A 17558-nucleotide genomic window follows, 5' to 3' on the forward strand; every position below is an offset into this window, starting at 1 on the left:
CTCAGGACTCGCGGAGGTACTGGTACAAGGTTTCGCGGCTGATGCCGAAGTCTCGGGCGATCCGGGCCTTTTGCTCACCCGCCGCGACACGCCGCTTCAGTTCGGCAATCTGCTCATCGTTCAATGACTTCTTGCGGCCCCGGTACGCCCCCCGCTGCCGTGCGAGCGCTATCCCTTCACGCTGTCGCTCGCGGATCAAGGCCCGCTCGAACTCAGCAAACGCGCCCATCACCGACAGCATCAAATTCGCCATCGGCGAGTCCTCGCCGGTGAAGGCCAGGCTCTCCTTGACGAATTCGATGCGCACGCCGCGTTTGGTCAGACCTTGCACGATGCGGCGCAAGTCGTCCAGGTTGCGTGCCAGCCGATCCATGCTGTGCACCACCACGGTGTCGCTTTCGCGCACGAAGGCGAGAAGACTTTCCAGCTCGGGGCGCTGGGTGTCCTTGCCGGATGCTTTGTCGATGAACACCCGCGCCACTTGAACACCCTCCAATTGCCGTTCCGGGTTCTGGTCGAAGCTGCTGACGCGAACGTAGCCGATGCGTTGACCGTACAAAGTGCCTCCAAGGGGTATGTGTCAGGATGAAATCTATTACTCTTGACTGATTGTGTCAATAAATTTAATATTCGACTCTATTCTGACGCGATTGCAGGCTCTTCCCTGACGTTGCGTTAGGGTATGCCTCAGACTGACATGGCGTGCGAGCATGCTCAATAAACCCACAGGGAGCGTTTCTTTGGATCGTCTTGTTCTTGAACGCCGACAGGTCTGGATTTACCTGTCGGCCATCCTTGGCGGCTTGCTGGCCGGCAGCGCATGGCCCAGTATCGCCCCGACCTTCGAGGCGCTGCTATGGCCTGCGCTGGTCCTACTGCTGTATGCCACTTTTGTGCAGGTGCCGCTGCTGCATTTGCGCAAGGCCTTTCGTGACCATCGATTTGTCGCCGCGATGCTGATCGGCAATTTCATCGTGCTGCCCGCACTGGCCTGGGCGCTGATTCAATGCTTACCCCCTGATCAGGCTGTACGCCTTGGCGTGCTGCTGGTCTTGTTGGTGCCCTGCACCGACTGGTTCATTACCTTTAGCCAACTCGGCGGCGGCAATGTGCCCCGAGCCATCGCCGTGACGCCCATCAACCTGCTGTTGCAGCTCCTGCTGCTTCCGCTCTACCTGTGGCTCATGTTGGGAAGCGGGGCGGTCGCTGATATTGGCCTGGCCGAAGTCTGGCCAGCGCTCCTGGTGGTGATCCTGCCGCTGATTGCAGCAGCGGTGTCAGAGCGCTGGATCGAAGCGCGACCAGAACGGGCCCATGTACGTGAACGGCTGGCCTGGTGGCCTGTGCCTTTGCTGGCTCTGGTCGTGTTCATGATCGCCGGGGCGCAGGTCAATGCGGTGTGGGATGCGCTGGGCCTGTTGCCAGTCGTCGTTCCGCTGTTTGTTGTTTTCTTGTTGCTGGCCGCACTGATCGCCAAGGGGCTGGCCCGTTGGATGGCACTGCCGAACGATCATGGACGCACGTTGGCCTTCAGCCTGGGCACCCGCAACTCTTTCATCGTGCTGCCCTTCGCCCTGTCCTTGCCTGCTGGTTGGGAGGTCGCAGCGGTTGTCATCGTGGTACAGTCGCTGGTCGAACTCTTCGGCATGGTGTTCTACCTGTGGTGGGTGCCGCGCCATCTTTTCCGATAGAGATGCACTCGCTGCAACCGACTTAATGTGCTTTATTTTCCGTTTTCTGAGACGACCCCAACTTGAATCACTGTCTGTTTTCATCCACCAATGAAACCAATGCAATGGGCACATCAAACATATTTCGAGCCATCCTGGTAATCCGGTCGAAACGCTCCTCTGCGAGGCTATCAAGTATCGCTAAACGGCGCAATGCGTCTAAGCGAAGCTGTTCGTTATCCGGTACTACGGGGCTTTGCATCAACATCTCCTTGTTGTATGGGCATGGTCTGCTGCCAACATAATACAGCATGTCTTTAGACCTGATGTACTGACAGTCTATTACAGTAGATAGACCCATGATTGCGAGCTAACTCATCTTTGATGACAGAAGCAGTCTTAGTTGCTCGCCCGACAGAAAGGGGTTCGAATGGCTCATGGCATTTATTTGGACATCCTAGCAACATGCCACTCATCAGTTAACATATTTGTCATTAAATTGCTTCCCTCATATCATGAAGACTCCCAGTTTCTGCATCAGGATTTCTCAGAAATGGTCAGGGTCATTTTTCAAGCCAAAATCCACACCACCGTTGACTCCGGCAGGTGGGTCGAAATCCCGCGTTTATGTTTACAACACTGTGTCGTGGAGGATTTCAAGGCTCACACAAGCTGGAGAAAACTGATCTCATCTTTAGAGCTGGACGAGATTCTGGAAGCGCACACCAATAGGTTGTTTGGTGATGCTAGGCGATTAGACCTGAGCGCAGCACCTGAAGGTGTTTCTGTAGATGAGTTCGGGGCTTTGGCTATTGTGACTATAGATTTGATGTTGTGCGACCAATCCCATTAAAAAATAGCAGATTCATACACTTATGGTTGTCGTTCTTCGGTCATTGCCTTCATCGTAGACAAACCTTAACGTTCTGATTGCATGCAAGGTTGCAAGCCGTCATCGAGGAGTGTGCCCTAAATGGTGGGCGTTCAGGTTGAAGGGAGTGATCACAATCATGGGCTCATTCAAATCTTTCTAGTATAGTTAGCCCCTCAGACCTTTTCAGACAGGATGTCGGTGTAATGAGTGATAAAACCCAGTGGAAAACATGGTCATTGATTTCCCGCATGCGTCTTGGGTTAGTTCTGCTTTTCGTCCCCATATTAATTCTCGGGGCCATTTATTACTATCATATGACCGTCACTCTGCAACGTGATTTACAGCAACAGTTAGTATCCAAGAATGATCAACTTCATAATGTTTTGATTAAGCCATATCTTGATACCCTCACAACACAGTTTGAGCTTATCTATCGCAATGTTGATTATAAAGACTTTATAGATAACAAGATCAAACATCAGTCTGAATACTTAAAGGACTGGCGGCGTTATCAGGAAACTGCTGGGCTACAATACATCTATGTTGGCACAGAGCATCGACAATTGCTTGTTCATCCTGAATGGCAACCTGACTCAAAATTTAACCCACGCATAAGGCCATGGTATCAACTTGCCGTTAATAATAAAGGCAAGATGGTTTGGACTGAACCATATTACGACTACATTTACGGAACGCTATCCCTCTCATTAGCTAAAACAATTGAAGATCCGACAGGGAAGTTAGTTGGTGTCTTTTCAATTGATACATTACTTCAACCCATATCAAAGTGGCTTAATTATAAGCAAGATGCTGGTTATCAGATGTTGGTGAATGGGGCTGGTAAGATGCTCGTTCATCCTGATAAAGAGCTAATGTTTACGCCCATGAAAGATATGACTTGGCTTTCGAAGTTCACAAAAGACAAAGGCGTATTCCATGATAAAGAATCTGGGATGTTTGTGGCATATAACAAAGTCGATGGTCAAGACTGGATCTTGGTTAGTGTTGTTCCAGAATCTACCTTACAAGGTGTAATTGAAAGTGTGTCACTTAATGTTCAAGGGATCATCGCACTAACCTGCATCCTTTATCTATTGCTCGCGCTATCATGGTCTCGTTATTTTCAACGTATGCTCAATGAGCTTTATGGTGTTATTAGGTCAAGTCGTAATAGCTCATTGAAAACACCCAAAAATAGAATGGTTGAGTTATCACATGTGTATGATGAAGTGGCAAAATCGACACATGAATTATCAGAAGCTCGCTTACAGGCTAATGTTGACCAACTGACAGGTTTATACAATCGTAGATTTTTTGACATAAAGCTTGCTCAGCTGTTAAAAAAGCAAGAGCCGTTTTATTTAGCGCTGTTGGATTTAGATGACTTTAAAAAAGTGAACGATACGTTCGGACACCAAACTGGTGACTCTGTATTAAAAAGAGTTGCGAAACTTGGAAATTCAATTTTTTATGAACATGGCTGGTTCTGTCGATATGGTGGAGAAGAATTAGCAGTATTATTTGAAGTCGGTTCAGGTAACTTAGCGATATCTTTGCTGGAGGCGCTAAGGCATGGAGTTGAACATCTGGACTGGCGTGAAGATGCCCTACGAGTAACACTCAGTGGCGGGGTTGCTGTTAGTAAAAAAGGTATTAGTGCAAAAGAGCTTATAAATGCAGCTGACATTCAGGTTTACAATGCTAAACGCGATGGTAAGAATCGAATTTACGAGTGCATATCAATAACCACTGTTCATGACACCATGTAGCGTGAATCCCGTATGATTGATATATGTGCAAAAATTAAATTTAAGTTTTACTATTCAGTGCCTTAGGCACTAATTTAACCAGTTATTGTAAGGGTATCTCCTTCGATAGAATTCGTTATTAGATTGTTATGACCTTCAATTATGAGTGTTTGTTGATGAAATAATAGCCGTGGGTGTACAAAACTGGTTTATCTTCGCTGCGTAGCAGCGGAATAATGGTGAGCTGCTTAAATTTGATTGAAGCTCTCATAATTAGTAAATGGACAGTTTTCCGAATTTTTCAAGTGGGGTAAATGAAATAAATTTCAAAAAATGATGAGATTGGTTGTTTTTGAAGCATTCAGTAGGGATTCGCCTATCAGAAACCTCGATTTAGTTGCACACCCCATGCTGAATCCGTCCCACCAAATTCACAACAGCCTGAACCCCCATCGGTGTATTCAGCAATGTGGCTGGAGCCACGCCACCGAGGCCCCAGGCTGGTCTGTTTAGCCATGACAACGCCTTGGCAGTATCCTTCTTGTTGAGGGATAGTGCCGCTTCGAGAGCCTGCACAACGCCGTATACCCTAGTCCCCTGAGAGATTGATAGGGTAGCCCCAATCCTCAGCTTGCGAGCAACAGTGCGGCGGCTAATGCCTGCTAAGCGGCATATAGAACCCACGTCTGTCTTCACCGTTCCTGCCAACTGATGAATCATGGTCGGTGCGACTCCGGCCACGAGCCATAAATGTGTCCCCAACGGGTCACTCGGTATGCCAAGAGAGCTAGAGAGCGTCATAGCAGAGACTTCAGCCTTACCTGGATGATAGCTGGCATAGGACATAGTGGTATCTCCCCTGAATTTGCAATACATGATTACCACATCCTATCTGTTCCGTGCGGCGGTGGCGATGTGTCTGAGGACTTTGTTGGATGAGGCACTGGAGACAGAGGTTGAAGCGCCCCACACGGGCAGCATCAAATTTATTGTGAATCTCGGGGCATAATTCTATCTGGGGTCTTTATGAGACCTGAATTCTCATATATTTACTATGATATAACCAAGCGAGCTAACCGAGAGAACATTCAGTGACCATCAATTTTGATTATCGTTGTGGCATCTTAGAGGCCGCCGACACAAAAACTGGCCGAGAATGGTGTTGGTACAAGGGAGATCCCGAGGTTACCAGAACTGAAAATGGCGAGTTATTGAGTTCGATGGGTGTTCCTATCGGAGCCACTGTTGTTGAGGTGAAAACCCTTATTCGCATGGATACCAAAAAGTAACCAAAAACAGGTTGCACCATATATAGTCAGTGCGCGTATGATAACTCCTATTCTCATCAGATTAGGAGCGTAGCATGCTCGTAAAAGAAATTGTGCCAACAGAACAGGTCGTTGACATTCTCTGTGATGTCTGTGGTCGTAGTACAAAAACGAATTTTGGAACCAACCAATACGGCTCGTTATCGGCGAATTTTGGCTATGGTTCCCGTAACGATGGTGAGCGTTATCTGGTGCATCTGTGTGAAATGTGTTTTTTCGGTATACTCGCAACAATGAGGGAGATGCATCGCGGGGAACATATGTTTGACGATGACTATGAGGCTGCAAACCCAGACACATTTGGGCGTGATTATTCTAATAGGGAAATAATATGAATGATATGCTCCCATACCCTAGTTTGTGTGGAGAGAAATTATTTCCTATCATCGACTCATTCTGTGAGCCAATGATATTCTCCAATCGGCTCATTTCGTGAGCCGATCAAGATCGTTCATCGGCTCATCTGGTGAGGTGGTCTCAACGCTCACTACCACCTATATTAATTTTTTAGCTACACAGTTTCGTAGAAGATTGGAGCTAGACCACTAAGCAGCCCCAAACGCAATTTAGCTCACGATTTTTAAATTATGCTATTTTATCGAATCATCTTGGTGCCGAAAACAGTGGTGCTAATGCTGGGGTTGAGAGATAATTTCACTGATATAAAAATGTGATACATGAGGATAAAAATGAACGATTTTTTGAAAATTTTGTTGAATATCCGTAGTCTGCGAGCTGCATTGCGTGAGTTGTCATTTGAGCAACTGGTCGAAGTTAAAGAAAAATTTGATGAGGTTTTTGCTGAGCGTGAGCAACAAGAAAACAAAATCAAGGCCGAGTCCGCTGAACGCCTGCAAAAGCTGGCTGAGTTTACCGAAATGTTGAAACAGGCAGGCATCGATCCGAGCGAACTGGTTGGTACTGCGGCTCCGGCAAAAGCTGACGGTTCAGCCAAAGCAAAACGAGCTCCTCGTCCTGCAAAGTATCGCTACACCGAGGATGGTCAGGAGAAGACCTGGACTGGCCAAGGTCGCATGCCCAAGGCTATCGCGGCAGCCGTTGCGGCTGGAAAAGCACTGGATGACTTCTTGATCTAATGCGCAGAGCCCATGCCTGCTCGGCGTGGGCCTTTAATTCTATCTGTAGTAGGAGCACCGTATGGGGAGTACATTGGAGGATATGATTTCATCCGAATCACCCGAGGTTGTCCAGAGAGCCAAGGAGCATGCCGAAGAGCTGCGAGTTTGTATCGCTGTGACCAAACTGCTTTCAAATATCGGGGCGGGTGATGTTCCTGCAATAGATCCCGATGTTCTCGATAGTTTGTTATCACTCAAAAGATTAGTTGAGAGCCATGACTGTCGGTTGAGTTTATTTGTTCATATGCCAGATGGTACGCATCATGGCGTAAATATTTAATTTTTCATAATCCAACATGGATTAAATGGTTTCATACAGACAGCATCTTACGAAGCAATCCGAGCTATTGCTTCTGAACCTATCTAACAGAATGTGTCATTATTCCTAGACAGACATAGAGGTGTAGCTGGTCTGACGAAGAGCATCAATAGTCGCTGACTCCATCGACACAACAGACATAACACTAACAGCAATGCTGCTAATAATTTCCTCTCTTGGGCCATTGCGCCAAATATCGCTTTGGTAAAAGGCATCAAGAGATTTTTCCCTATGCTCAGGGTTATCAAAGGCTCGAATCAAAACATAGCTGTCTGGATCATGTTGCGACTGACCATAAGTGACTACATCAATTCCTGCGGCCTGATGCAAAGGAACGCTGACACTTCGCATGATCTGATGAAATTCATTACCTGTACTTGGCTGTAAAGTGTACTGGAGAAACTCGACCGTTCTCATTAAAGATCCTTCATATCAACTTAAATAGATACGGATACTGTACATGAGGCTTCTCAAAAATACATTAAAAGGTGAGATGCCCGTAACTAGATTTATCGCGGGGATTACCGCAGCTTGCGCTGCATGGGGCCACACCCAAGAGAATGCCATCTTATCTGCTCATTCATATGCCTGACGGCACTCATCATGGCATCAAAATTTAATTTATGCGCTTTATTAGTTCGTCAATAGAGGCTCTAATCCACCAAATTAAAACAACTCCCGCAGGGAGAGTCCAAACAATTTAACAGATAGAGTCTTTTCAGACTCCCATCGTGAAGCCAATATCTCCCCAGCGGATCTGATAGCGTGTATTGCGTCCGCCACCAGGTAATTTCTCAATGCACCCCCTATTTACCAGTTGCGCAAGATGGCGTGTAGCCGTGGGCTTACTAACTCTGGCGACTTTTTGATATTGACTGGCACTGATGCCATTTTCAAAACCCTGTTCGCCGCCATCCAGTAAACGATTCAGCACTTTGGTTTGCTCTGGACTCAGATCGTCATTACAGTGCCGCAACCAGAAAAATGTCTTGGCGAGAGAACGATCAATAACATGTAATGCCAGCTCTATGGAGTAATCCAGTGTGTCGAGGAACCAACAGATCCAGGAGGTAATATCTAGCGAGCCCCTCTGCGCTGACTCAAGCGCTCGATAGTAGTCACCCCGCAGCTCTAGAATGGCAACTGACATGGCATACAGCCGGATGCTGTGGCAGTCAGCCTGTGACAGCGCGAGATCGGTCAATGCCCGCGTGAGCCGCCCATTGCCATCATCAACGGGGTGCAGGGTCAGAAACCAGAGATGGCAAATCGCCGCACGAAGAAGGGGATCTATCGTGGGATCATGCCGAGTCTGGTTAAACCAGAGGGTGAACGCAGCCAGTTGATCGTCCAGAGCTGCTCTGGGCGGTGCCTCAAAATGCACGATGGGGCGATCAACACGCCCAGAGACAACCTGCATCGGCTCATCTCCTCGCAACTGTCCTACATTCACTGGCTGCACCGACCATTCGTTGACGGGGAACAGCCAACGATGCCATTGGTAAAGGCGTTCTATACTCAGTGGTTGTTCATGATTGTCGATGGCATCCAGCATCATGGCCGCGAGCCCCTCTGAGCGCTCCGATACTGGATAGGACTGAGTTTGTGAACCTCCTAACCGCCTATCCAGAGAGGAACGCACGGATTGTGCATTGAGGCGTTCGCCTTCGATAGCGGACGAGGCGATGATGTTAGCCAATAACGTGTCCAACGTTTGGTCTGGGTTCCCCAACCTGGAATGACTACCGATTAGAATGCCCTGCCTGCGTTGCACCAGCCGTAATCTGGGCAATATCTCGCTATCCTGCCAACGAAAATGGGGCCAATCTGCTTGTTGCCAAATCCACAATGGTTCCATTATTTCCTCATCCAACATGCTAGGGTCTCAATAATGAGCCGACCCAGCCCATCATTCGGCTCAATGTTTGAGCCGAATATAACACATGCAGCAGACCAGCAGAGCTGGTAATGAGGATGGAGATACAGGCTGAAAATCTCAGACAGGAGCTGACGAAAAACTGGATTTATTGCTGCTGTGTGGCGCTACAGCAACCAGTAGGCGGTTGGTATCAAAATAGGTTTCGTGATGAGCGCTCAGGTGGGTACTCATATTCATTTCTGAGGGCTTTGATGAGTTTGCAGCTTACGCTGCATGGAGCTAGCCACAAGAAAATGTAATCTTACCTGCTCATTCATATATCAGATGGCTCGCATCATGTTGTCAATATATGGTATTGCTTGTCTTAGCAGGATAACTTAGTAAGTTGACATATCAACTATTGACAATGGTCAAAATTCTTTCAACCAACTGACACATTAATTACTGGATTTTTGGAACCCAATATTCAAACTTTTCAATAGCTGCACACATTTCCTCAGTTAAAGATTTTCCCTTTAAAACATTTATCCTTTTATTGAGATATTGTTCATCAGCAATCCTTAGATCAGTACCATTAACTAAGTCTAGCATTTTAATCAACTTCCCATCTTTATCTATACACTCAAAATTGTTGACAAATTTGTTGTAAGCTAAGAATGCCTCTTCGCTCTCCTGCTGATGGTGCATGTCAAAACCGAAATCGGCGATATACTTATTGTCAATAACAATACCATCAGTATTAATTCCACCAAACAACTCAACCTGAATATAAAAACAACTGGTAACAGAATGCACCTTTATGGACTTTACTGTCTGAAAGATAATATCCCTGACCTCGTTTCTTATATCAGCCCGATTATAGTCAATGAAGTTGGATGGTATCTGCATATATATATTTGGGTTAATGGAATCTTCTGCATGATTAATCTCAACGATCAATTCCTCATTTAACTTTCTACGTTCCCTAGATAATTTGTCTAGTCGCTCAGTCAACAGAATATGTATATCTCCCTCTGTGGTCGTCCCCACAGATTGAATCATGATTTCTATTTTTGAACTTATCGAATCAATTTTATTTTTAATCGAAGCAACTTTATTCTCATTTGTGTTTTTCTTAGGCTGAAGTATCACGCTGCCAATCAGCAACATTAGTGCATACTCAAAATATCTATTATCAAATGTTGCAGCTGTGCAGCTTTTCACCGAAGTGTCTGACCTTCCGCTGCATTTATAACGGAGCTTTTCATCTTTTTTTCCCGCCTTACTACGGTAGACCTGTAGTGAACTGCCACAGTCCCCACAAGTGGCTATACGCATTCCAGTAACAATACCCGCAGCGTTTTTCATCTTACTAGTAAACTGTTTTTTTTCACTACGCACTCGCTTAGCTTGTGCAAATTCAGCCTCAGTGCAAGCAGCAGGATAATAATTTACCAACAGATGCTCGCGTCCATCAATATGAATTATTTTCTCGCCTAAAACTGCACGATCACTGATAATTTTTTTAATAAGATTTATTCCCCACCCCTCTTTGTTAGAATTTTGAGCTATTGTAGGGGGGGTATAGCTTTCATCTAAATGCTTCTTAATTGTTATATGTCCCCGCCCTTCTCGAATCATCATAATAATTTCTTTAACTATAGGAAAATAATATGGATGAGGGCGTACAAACCCAGTTGTCGTATCAACCCAAAATTTATTTTTACCGAAACCATTAATTGCAGCTGGATAACCATCTGCATCGCGCTCACCATTTTGATGGCGTTTTAAAGCAACACGCGCAGCACCAGTAACTCGGGCAGAAAGTCTATTTGTATAATCGTTGCTGCTTTCAAGTTTAACTAGTGAAAAAATCGCGGATACAAGATTGTCTCTTTGATACACCGCCCCATCAATCCATGTATAAACAAGAATATTAGCTGCAAGAACACTGGTTAAATATTCACTAGCTTTTGTTAACGCTAGGCGAGAGAAACGGTCTATATTCTCCATGGCCAATACAGAACCGGATGCAATTTGACCTGAACGGCATAGTTCAATAAAATCACCTAGACATCCATGCTCGATATTTTCACCTTTACTGGCTGACATTCCGTTATCTGACATATGAACAACAGGCATGCCACTATATTTTGCCCTTGTTGCCTCAACCAACTGCCCCTCAGTCTGGCGTTGCACGCCAGTTTTATTACCGGCGGCCTGCTTATCCGTACTTACACGACTATACAGATATAGAGTTGGTGCAGACGACCTTAAATCCATAACATCTCCAAAAATTTATTCTATGACGAGGCTATATATGCTAGATACACAACTATACGTGTACGCTACCGCTACAGTTGAATTAAAGTAGACATGTCTAGACCAGACGCCCAGTTACGACACAATCACTTGGCGCCGTTCATTTTCTGAACATAAACACTATTGCCGATACACGGTATATAACCACTAGCAAACATTTAAATGGAAGGTTATATCCAAAAACACTAGATATCAACCCCCATCAAAAAAATAATCACCTCATCAGAAATAAACTATCCATACTCTCTATTATTAATTTCCACTTATATATTTCAGGCTAGGAAGTAGCAAGGAGAAACGAGGACTCGCAGTCATACTGCCGTAATAATACCACCACCAGGGCGATGTCTTGCTCTTTCTCAAGATACGCCTGCTCAAGCGCGAAATGAAGGTCGCGCATATTCGGTGAAGATGACGATAGACTCCAATGATAAAAAGATACTTGACCAAAGTCCGTGATGGTGTGGCACCGAGAACATGATGGTCAGCCGATGAGTTTGGTCAAAATAAGCAGGAAGAACGTGACCACGTAAACATATTAGTTAATTATATTGAATGTCACTTCTTTGACCAACTGGCAAGTAAGGAAGATCGGCACATTTCTGCTTTCTGCTTATCAGTGATAAGTCAGTGATAAGTCAGTGATAAGTCAGTGATAAGTCAGTGATAAGTCAGTGATAAGTCAGTGATAAGTCAGTGATAAGTCAGTGATAAGCGTACTTATTGCATGCCCCATGCATAATAAACTTTAATTTACAAGAGAGACTTTCATATTTTCTCTTCAATAAAAATCCTGCGAGGGGTAGTAAAACTGGTTTCTCTTCGCTGCATAGCAGCGGAATGTTGAAACGCTAAAATTTTATTACCTCTCTTATTATTAGTAAATGGACAATTTTTAGAATTTTTCAAGTGGGGGGATGTGAAAAAAAGTTAAAAATCACCTCCCTTGACTAAATTACAACCAACAATGCTGGTTTTTACCTATCCCCCCGTCGACTTATTACTTATTGACAAACCCCATGCTCAATACAGACTATCAGATCGACAATTACCTGTGCCCCTATCGGTGTAGTCAAGAGTTACTCTGCTTACGAGCAACTCCTGGTACTGGCAGCGAAGTTCGCGGCAACCAGCAGGATGATGATCCATGACGCAGGTTGCAATCAAATCGGCACAGCCTAACTGTTTAGTGTAGGTCTCCCCCTCATGCTGTCGGCTGTAGACACTGGCATGAGGAATTCGAGTCAGAACTCGTGACCGAGGGCACTGTTGTTGATGATCGCATCGTCATCACCTCTCAAGAAAATACACAAAATATCGCGCATTGAAATCTAATATCGAAGGTTAAAAAATGCACACATCACTTCTTCCTCTTTCCTGCTCATCAGGTATAATCCGCCATCTTTTTTTGCATCAGTGACCAGCGACCCCCCTATGACTGTCAACCGTTTTGACCCCAGCTCAGACAGCCTGACGCCTGCAACCACGCAGGCTCAGCCATTGGACAACCAACCTGTCCAACAAGCGACTTCCAGCATTATTAGGTCTCATCACCCAAGGATTGGTTTTGTGAGCTTGGGATGCCCCAAAAACCTGGTCGATTCAGAACGCATCCTGACCCAGCTGCGTACCGAAGGGTACGATGTGGTGCCCAGCTATGACGATGCCGAGCTGGTCGTCGTCAACACCTGCGGCTTTATCGACAGCGCGGTGCAAGAGTCGCTGGAAGCGATCGGCGAAGCGCTGGCCGAGAACGGTAAGGTGATCGTCACCGGCTGCCTTGGCGCCAAAGAGAATCAGATCCGCGAGATCCACCCCAAGGTGCTCGAGATCACCGGCCCCCACGCCTACGAAGAGGTGCTGGGTCACGTCCACAAATATGTGGAGAAGCCGCAGCACAATCCCTTCACCAGTCTGGTTCCGGCCCACGGCGTCAAGCTGACCCCGCGCCACTACGCCTATCTGAAGATTTCCGAAGGGTGCAACCACCGCTGCACCTTCTGCATCATCCCCTCCATGCGCGGGGATCTGGTGAGCCGCCCCATCGGCGACGTGCTGGCGGAAGCCAAGCGCCTGAAAGAGGCCGGCGTGAAGGAGCTGCTGGTGATCTCCCAGGACACCTCCGCCTACGGCGTCGATGTGAAGCACCGCACTGGTTTCTACGACGGCATGCCGGTCAAGACCAGCATGGTCGCCCTGTGCGAAGAGCTGGCCAAGCTCGATATCTGGGTACGTCTGCACTACGTCTACCCCTACCCGCACGTGGATGACGTCATCCCGCTGATGCGCGATGGCAAGATCCTGCCCTACCTCGACATCCCGCTGCAGCACGCCAGCCCGCGCATCCTCAAACTGATGAAGCGCCCGGGTACCGTCGAGCGCACCCTGGAGCGGATCCAGAAGTGGCGCGAGATCTGCCCGCAGATCACCCTGCGCTCCACCTTTATCGTCGGCTTCCCGGGCGAGACCGAGGAAGACTTCCAGATGCTGCTGGACTTTATCGACAAGGCGGAGCTGGATCGGGTCGGCTGCTTCAAATACAGCCCGGTCGAAGGGGCGCTGGCCAACGAGCTGCCGGATCCGGTACCGGAAGAGATTCAGGAAGAGCGCTTCCAGCGCTTTATGGAGCTGCAACAGCAGGTCTCCATCCGCCAGCTGGCCCGCAAAGTGGGTCAGGAGATGACCGTCATCATCGACGAAGTGGACGAAGAGGGTGCCACTGGCCGCTCCTTCGCCGATGCACCGGAGATCGATGGTCTGGTCTACCTCAACGGCGAAACCGGCCTCAAGCCGGGGGACATGGTCAAGGTACGGATCGACGAATCCGACGAATATGACCTGTGGGCCAGCCTGATCAGCTAATTGAGGCACTACCTGCCAAATGAAAAAAGCGCCTGCGGGCGCTTTTTTATTGGCAGAATGTCGCAGGCAAAACCGCTGGACTAGCTCAAATCATGGAGCGCCTTGCCAAGGGGCGGCGTGAGGCGCAGGTCAGAGAAGCGCACCGCCAGCCCCTGCCGCTCCGGCGTGCAGCACATCACCCCGATAAAACAGCGCTCGCTTGGCGGGAACGGGGCGAGGCGCAGCAACGGCCACACCTTGCCATCGGTGGAGTATTGCAAACGCAGGCAATCGGCCAGCCGGGTCAGCCGCAGCCAGAAGCGGCGCGGATTGCCGGGGAAAATGCCGGTGGCCCAGTCAGAGCGCGGATTGGTCAGCACGCTGCCGATCATCGGCTGGGCATCGTTGTACTCGATGCCCGCTTTCAGCCAGTGCGCCTCGTCTTGCAACAGCATCAGCCCCGCCTGATCGTAGAGGGTGGTGAACTCCCCCTCGACGCAGACCTGAAAGGTAAACTCACCCGCCACCTCGCAGCCATAGAGATGCCCGCTGTGGCGCTCGAAGCCATACCAGGTGCTGCGCCAAAAATCGGTCTGCTGGTCTGTGACTACCTGCAAACCATCGTCTGTCTGGTGCCACTCGGCCGGTTCATTGAGCCAGCGCCATTCTATCCCTTCCATCATCCTGCTTTGCTCCCTTATCCCGCGTAATCTCGCACAAACAGGGCTCGCCAACGCCTCGTCCGGTCACGACTGGTCATGGCTGCGCCTCTGCGGAACCCATAAAAGGAGTCAATAGTGTCGCTATTGCCGCCCCGATACAAGGCTTGTGCGTTGCGCCATCACTGCGCCCCAAAAAGCGCGGGGGGCCTGATGGCCCCCCGCAAACACACCGGATGAGAAAATGCCTTACTTGGCGGCGCTATCCTTCACGCACTTCTGGACAAAGCTGTTCTTGGCCGCGCCAGCCAGCTTCTTGTCGGCCGCCGCCTTCTCACACTTGGCCGCCGGATCCACCGCCGCGCCTGTCTTCACGCACTTCTGAATAAAGCTGTTCTTGGCCGCACCGGCCAGCTTCTTGTCGGTGGCCGCCTTCTCGCACTCGCCGGCCGCGGCGCCAGCGGCATCTTTCACACACTTGCCGACAAAGCTGGTCTTGGCGGCGCCGTTAAGCTTTTTGGCCGCGGCTTGCGCCTCGCACTGCAACTGGGCTGCATCGTTGGCAAAGACCGGATTGGCCAGCAGCACGCTGCCGCAGAGCAGGCCGAACAGGATGGTACGCTTCATGGGTGATCTCCTCTCTATCTGGTGATGTGTTTGCATGGTCATATTTGTATAACGATGTGTTGCAAATGGCTGTGATTGCAACAGCTGATTGTTGCCGCAGATCCCCCGCCTCGCCAGCTTGGGAGCGGAGCAGAGGGCAACCATCGCCCGCACTATAGCGCCGATTGGCTGAGCGGGATTGTCCCCGTAAAGCCTTCTCCAGCTGCAAACCGGCCCCCAACGTCCTCGCCACGCCCGCCAACCCCAATAAAATCAAGGGCCATGGGAATCCTGCCTCCGGCCACAGCAATTTCTTGAGCCAGCGCATAAAACGCAGATATTCCTGATAGTTACGTCATTTTTTGACTGGTGAGAGCAGATTAGATTGGCTTAACATAGCCATCTGGTGCCTATTACTACGATGGGTTGCCGCCCTCACTGGTTCATGGAGAAATTCGGAAGCTGTAATCCACTGGAGGGAGCATAGATTTTAATTTCCGAGATGTATTATTTAAATATTTAACTTCACGTGAAGATAATATCAAAAAACATTTTACCAATTTCCAGTAAGTTAATTAACTCGACAACTTATTTATTTCTTAGGGAGATAATATGGTTTTTCAAACTATAACCAAAGAGAAAAGTTTAAACACTTTATATTTTGGTGCACCAGAAGCAGAAGCTGAGTCATTACCAACATCAAAAGTATCACTTTTTGATGTATATGAAGACCATCACAATCTCTTCCATGAGCTATCAAATGAAAAGTTTATTCTGGTCGGTAGAAAAGGATGTGGCAAAAGTGCATTCGCTGAATATACCTATAGCTTATCTAAAAATAATGCAAACTTGTTTTGTTCATTTGTACGCCAAGATACCGTAAACATGGAAACGCTGGTTCAATTAAGCAAAACTGAAGATAACATGCCAGATAGTAAATCCCACTTATTTAAATGGCTAATATACACTCACGTTTTAAAATTATTTTTTAACAATGAAGCCATACAGCATGATAAGAATCTGTCACTGTTAAACGATTTTTTGAAAAATAACTCAGGATATATTGACATAGACAAAGGTGAAATTGTAGAACTTGTTAAAAAATATAAATTTGAAATAAGCATTGAGCAATTCAAACAATTCTTTAAAGGTAAATTCGGCAAAGAAATACAAATAAAAGAAACTAAAGCACCATATTATAAATTATTACCACATTTAGAGCACGTTATATCAAATGTATTATCATCTTCTAGCAATATAGAAAATGAAAACTCATATGTTATATTTTTTGATGACCTAGATATTGATTTTAATGCTGACGATTCAGACTCAGTTGACACAATAATAAATTTAATTCGCACCGCTAAATATATAAATAATAACGTTTTTGCAAAGAACAACATTTCAGCAAAAGCAATTATACTTATAAGAGATGATGTAGAAAGATTACTTTCACCACGTGAATCCGATGTGGCAAAAATCTTCTCCTCTTATTCTACGAGCTTAGACTGGTACCAAGAAGGATACATCAGACAAGAGCGGGAAGATGAGTTGGGCCTTAAAAAGCTTATTGAGAAACGTGCGCAAAATGCCTTTACTAATGCAGGAATAGCACTAACAAAAAGTACTGCATGGTCAAGCTTGGTCGCAGAGGATTTTAATAAAAAGTCAACATTCAAATATATATGTGACCATACATTTTTAAGGCCTCGTGACTTGATATTATTTTTCAAACCTCTTGAGAGTGGAGGATATGAACTACCATTGAGCAAATATTATATTAACAGTCTGCTTGGCATATATTCATCTGAGCTCGCAAAGGAGTTAAGTAATGAACTTTCGTCATTTTATAGCCACTCACAAATTCAAAGTATTTTTGATGCATTAAAATCCATCAGTAATAAACATGACTGTACTTACGGTTTCGCAAAATTCACTTTAAACGCCCACTGCAAAGATGTAAGTGCAGATAATGTATTAGAGGATTTATTTACTCGTTCTTACATAGGATTAATTGATAAAGAAAGTCATTACGTGCGATTCAAACATAGAATGTCTAAAAAAGACTTTAATGAATATGTGTTTAATAAAGACTCTTATCTAATAGTTCATTCTGGGCTAAAGGTGCACCTTCAAAATAGATAGGCTTGTTATGCCGTCGGTCGCGTTATAGCGCTAACACCACCAGCTGCTC

15 protein-coding genes and 1 pseudogene are annotated in these 17558 nt (G+C 46.8%); 8 read left to right on the forward strand and 8 right to left on the reverse strand.

The window, feature by feature from the left end; translation table 11 throughout:
• Nucleotide 1: 1 nt before the first annotated feature.
• Nucleotides 2-559, reverse strand: coding sequence for a recombinase family protein (locus tag A9G06_RS17340; RefSeq protein ID WP_069529895.1), 558 nt, complete (start codon nt 557-559; stop codon nt 2-4).
• Nucleotides 560-710: 151 nt separating this feature from the next.
• Between A9G06_RS17340 and A9G06_RS17345 the strand changes: the two genes are divergently transcribed.
• Nucleotides 711-1691, forward strand: a complete 981-nt coding sequence (locus A9G06_RS17345) for a bile acid:sodium symporter (RefSeq protein WP_069529893.1) — start codon at nt 711-713, stop codon at nt 1689-1691.
• 70 nt (nt 1692-1761) lie between these two features.
• On the opposite strand, the pseudogene A9G06_RS21635 reads toward A9G06_RS17345, so the two are convergent.
• A pseudogene (locus A9G06_RS21635) lies at nt 1762-1932 on the reverse strand (GGDEF domain-containing protein); the annotation flags it as partial.
• Between the two features lie 168 nt (nt 1933-2100).
• Here A9G06_RS21635 and A9G06_RS17350 point away from each other — a divergent pair.
• Together A9G06_RS17350 and A9G06_RS17355 are read left to right on the forward strand one after the other, a co-directional pair.
• On the forward strand, nt 2101-2523 hold the full coding sequence (locus tag A9G06_RS17350) for a hypothetical protein (protein ID WP_069556010.1): 423 nt from the start codon (nt 2101-2103) through the stop codon (nt 2521-2523).
• Between the two features lie 224 nt (nt 2524-2747).
• Complete coding sequence (locus A9G06_RS17355) at nt 2748-4313, forward strand: sensor domain-containing diguanylate cyclase (RefSeq protein WP_069556011.1); 1566 nt, start codon at nt 2748-2750, stop codon at nt 4311-4313.
• A gap of 372 nt (nt 4314-4685) precedes the next feature.
• On the opposite strand, the gene A9G06_RS17360 is transcribed toward A9G06_RS17355, so the two are convergent.
• Nucleotides 4686-5168: an antitoxin Xre/MbcA/ParS toxin-binding domain-containing protein gene (locus A9G06_RS17360; RefSeq protein WP_322112606.1), complete on the reverse strand. Its 483-nt coding sequence runs from the start codon at nt 5166-5168 to the stop codon at nt 4686-4688.
• Nucleotides 5169-5655: 487 nt separating this feature from the next.
• Here A9G06_RS17360 and A9G06_RS17365 point away from each other — a divergent pair, with 487 nt between their 5' ends.
• The 3 genes from A9G06_RS17365 (at nt 5656) to A9G06_RS21640 (ending at nt 7039) form a co-directional block, all read left to right on the forward strand.
• Nucleotides 5656-5955, forward strand: a complete 300-nt coding sequence (locus A9G06_RS17365; protein ID WP_069556012.1) for a hypothetical protein — start codon at nt 5656-5658, stop codon at nt 5953-5955.
• A 354-nt stretch (nt 5956-6309) separates the two neighbouring features.
• Nucleotides 6310-6717 carry an H-NS family nucleoid-associated regulatory protein gene (locus tag A9G06_RS17370; protein WP_069556013.1) on the forward strand — a complete coding sequence of 136 codons (408 nt, stop codon included), beginning with the start codon at nt 6310-6312 and terminating at the stop codon, nt 6715-6717.
• A 61-nt stretch (nt 6718-6778) separates the two neighbouring features.
• Nucleotides 6779-7039 carry a hypothetical protein gene (locus A9G06_RS21640; RefSeq protein WP_083243818.1) on the forward strand — a complete coding sequence of 87 codons (261 nt, stop codon included), beginning with the start codon at nt 6779-6781 and terminating at the stop codon, nt 7037-7039.
• Nucleotides 7040-7144: 105 nt separating this feature from the next.
• Here A9G06_RS21640 and A9G06_RS17375 read toward each other — a convergent pair whose 3' ends face one another.
• The 3 genes from A9G06_RS17375 to A9G06_RS21650 form a co-directional block, all read right to left on the reverse strand.
• Entirely contained in the window at nt 7145-7495 is a 351-nt protein-coding gene (locus tag A9G06_RS17375; RefSeq protein WP_069556014.1) for an NIPSNAP family protein, read from the reverse strand.
• 301 nt (nt 7496-7796) lie between these two features.
• On the reverse strand, nt 7797-8936 hold the full coding sequence (locus tag A9G06_RS17380; RefSeq protein WP_069556045.1) for a Fic family protein: 1140 nt from the start codon (nt 8934-8936) through the stop codon (nt 7797-7799).
• Nucleotides 8937-9398: 462 nt separating this feature from the next.
• Nucleotides 9399-11219, reverse strand: a complete 1821-nt coding sequence (locus tag A9G06_RS21650; protein WP_083243820.1) for a recombinase family protein — start codon at nt 11217-11219, stop codon at nt 9399-9401.
• 1473 nt (nt 11220-12692) lie between these two features.
• Between A9G06_RS21650 and rimO the strand changes: the two genes are divergently transcribed.
• Complete coding sequence (rimO, locus tag A9G06_RS17390; RefSeq protein ID WP_253182346.1) at nt 12693-14120, forward strand: 30S ribosomal protein S12 methylthiotransferase RimO; 1428 nt, start codon at nt 12693-12695, stop codon at nt 14118-14120.
• 80 nt (nt 14121-14200) lie between these two features.
• Here the strand turns inward: rimO and A9G06_RS17395 are convergent, their stop codons facing one another.
• The gene (locus A9G06_RS17395; protein WP_069556016.1) at nt 14201-14782 is read right to left on the reverse strand and encodes a DUF1349 domain-containing protein; all 582 of its coding nucleotides are present in this window, start codon (nt 14780-14782) and stop codon (nt 14201-14203) included.
• A 225-nt stretch (nt 14783-15007) separates the two neighbouring features.
• Nucleotides 15008-15385 carry a hypothetical protein gene (locus A9G06_RS17400; RefSeq protein WP_069556017.1) on the reverse strand — a complete coding sequence of 126 codons (378 nt, stop codon included), beginning with the start codon at nt 15383-15385 and terminating at the stop codon, nt 15008-15010.
• A gap of 591 nt (nt 15386-15976) precedes the next feature.
• Here A9G06_RS17400 and A9G06_RS17410 point away from each other — a divergent pair.
• A complete protein-coding gene (locus A9G06_RS17410) occupies nt 15977-17509 on the forward strand; it encodes a hypothetical protein (RefSeq protein WP_139126274.1) in 1533 nt (510 codons plus the stop codon).
• Nucleotides 17510-17558 lie beyond the last annotated feature (49 nt).

This window comes from Aeromonas sp. DNP9, from assembly GCF_001728955.1.
GTDB lineage: Bacteria > Pseudomonadota > Gammaproteobacteria > Enterobacterales > Aeromonadaceae > Aeromonas > Aeromonas veronii.

Bases quoted from the DNA above. Each gene is read 5' to 3' on its own strand.
- A9G06_RS17375 (WP_069556014.1), bottom strand. From the start codon at position 7,495: ATGAGAACGGTCGAGTTTCTCCAGTACACTTTACAGCCAAGTACAGGT.
- A9G06_RS17370 (WP_069556013.1), top strand. From the start codon at position 6,310: ATGAACGATTTTTTGAAAATTTTGTTGAATATCCGTAGTCTGCGAGCT.
- A9G06_RS17410 (WP_139126274.1), top strand. From the start codon at position 15,977: ATGGTTTTTCAAACTATAACCAAAGAGAAAAGTTTAAACACTTTATAT.
- A9G06_RS17345 (WP_069529893.1), top strand. From the start codon at position 711: ATGCTCAATAAACCCACAGGGAGCGTTTCTTTGGATCGTCTTGTTCTT.
- A9G06_RS17355 (WP_069556011.1), top strand. From the start codon at position 2,748: ATGAGTGATAAAACCCAGTGGAAAACATGGTCATTGATTTCCCGCATG.
- A9G06_RS17350 (WP_069556010.1), top strand. From the start codon at position 2,101: ATGGCTCATGGCATTTATTTGGACATCCTAGCAACATGCCACTCATCA.
- A9G06_RS17400 (WP_069556017.1), bottom strand. From the start codon at position 15,385: ATGAAGCGTACCATCCTGTTCGGCCTGCTCTGCGGCAGCGTGCTGCTG.
- A9G06_RS17365 (WP_069556012.1), top strand. From the start codon at position 5,656: ATGCTCGTAAAAGAAATTGTGCCAACAGAACAGGTCGTTGACATTCTC.
- A9G06_RS17380 (WP_069556045.1), bottom strand. From the start codon at position 8,936: ATGGAACCATTGTGGATTTGGCAACAAGCAGATTGGCCCCATTTTCGT.
- A9G06_RS21650 (WP_083243820.1), bottom strand. From the start codon at position 11,219: ATGGATTTAAGGTCGTCTGCACCAACTCTATATCTGTATAGTCGTGTA.
- A9G06_RS17360 (WP_322112606.1), bottom strand. From the start codon at position 5,168: ATGTATTGCAAATTCAGGGGAGATACCACTATGTCCTATGCCAGCTAT.
- rimO (WP_253182346.1), top strand. From the start codon at position 12,693: ATGACTGTCAACCGTTTTGACCCCAGCTCAGACAGCCTGACGCCTGCA.
- A9G06_RS17395 (WP_069556016.1), bottom strand. From the start codon at position 14,782: ATGATGGAAGGGATAGAATGGCGCTGGCTCAATGAACCGGCCGAGTGG.
- A9G06_RS21640 (WP_083243818.1), top strand. From the start codon at position 6,779: ATGGGGAGTACATTGGAGGATATGATTTCATCCGAATCACCCGAGGTT.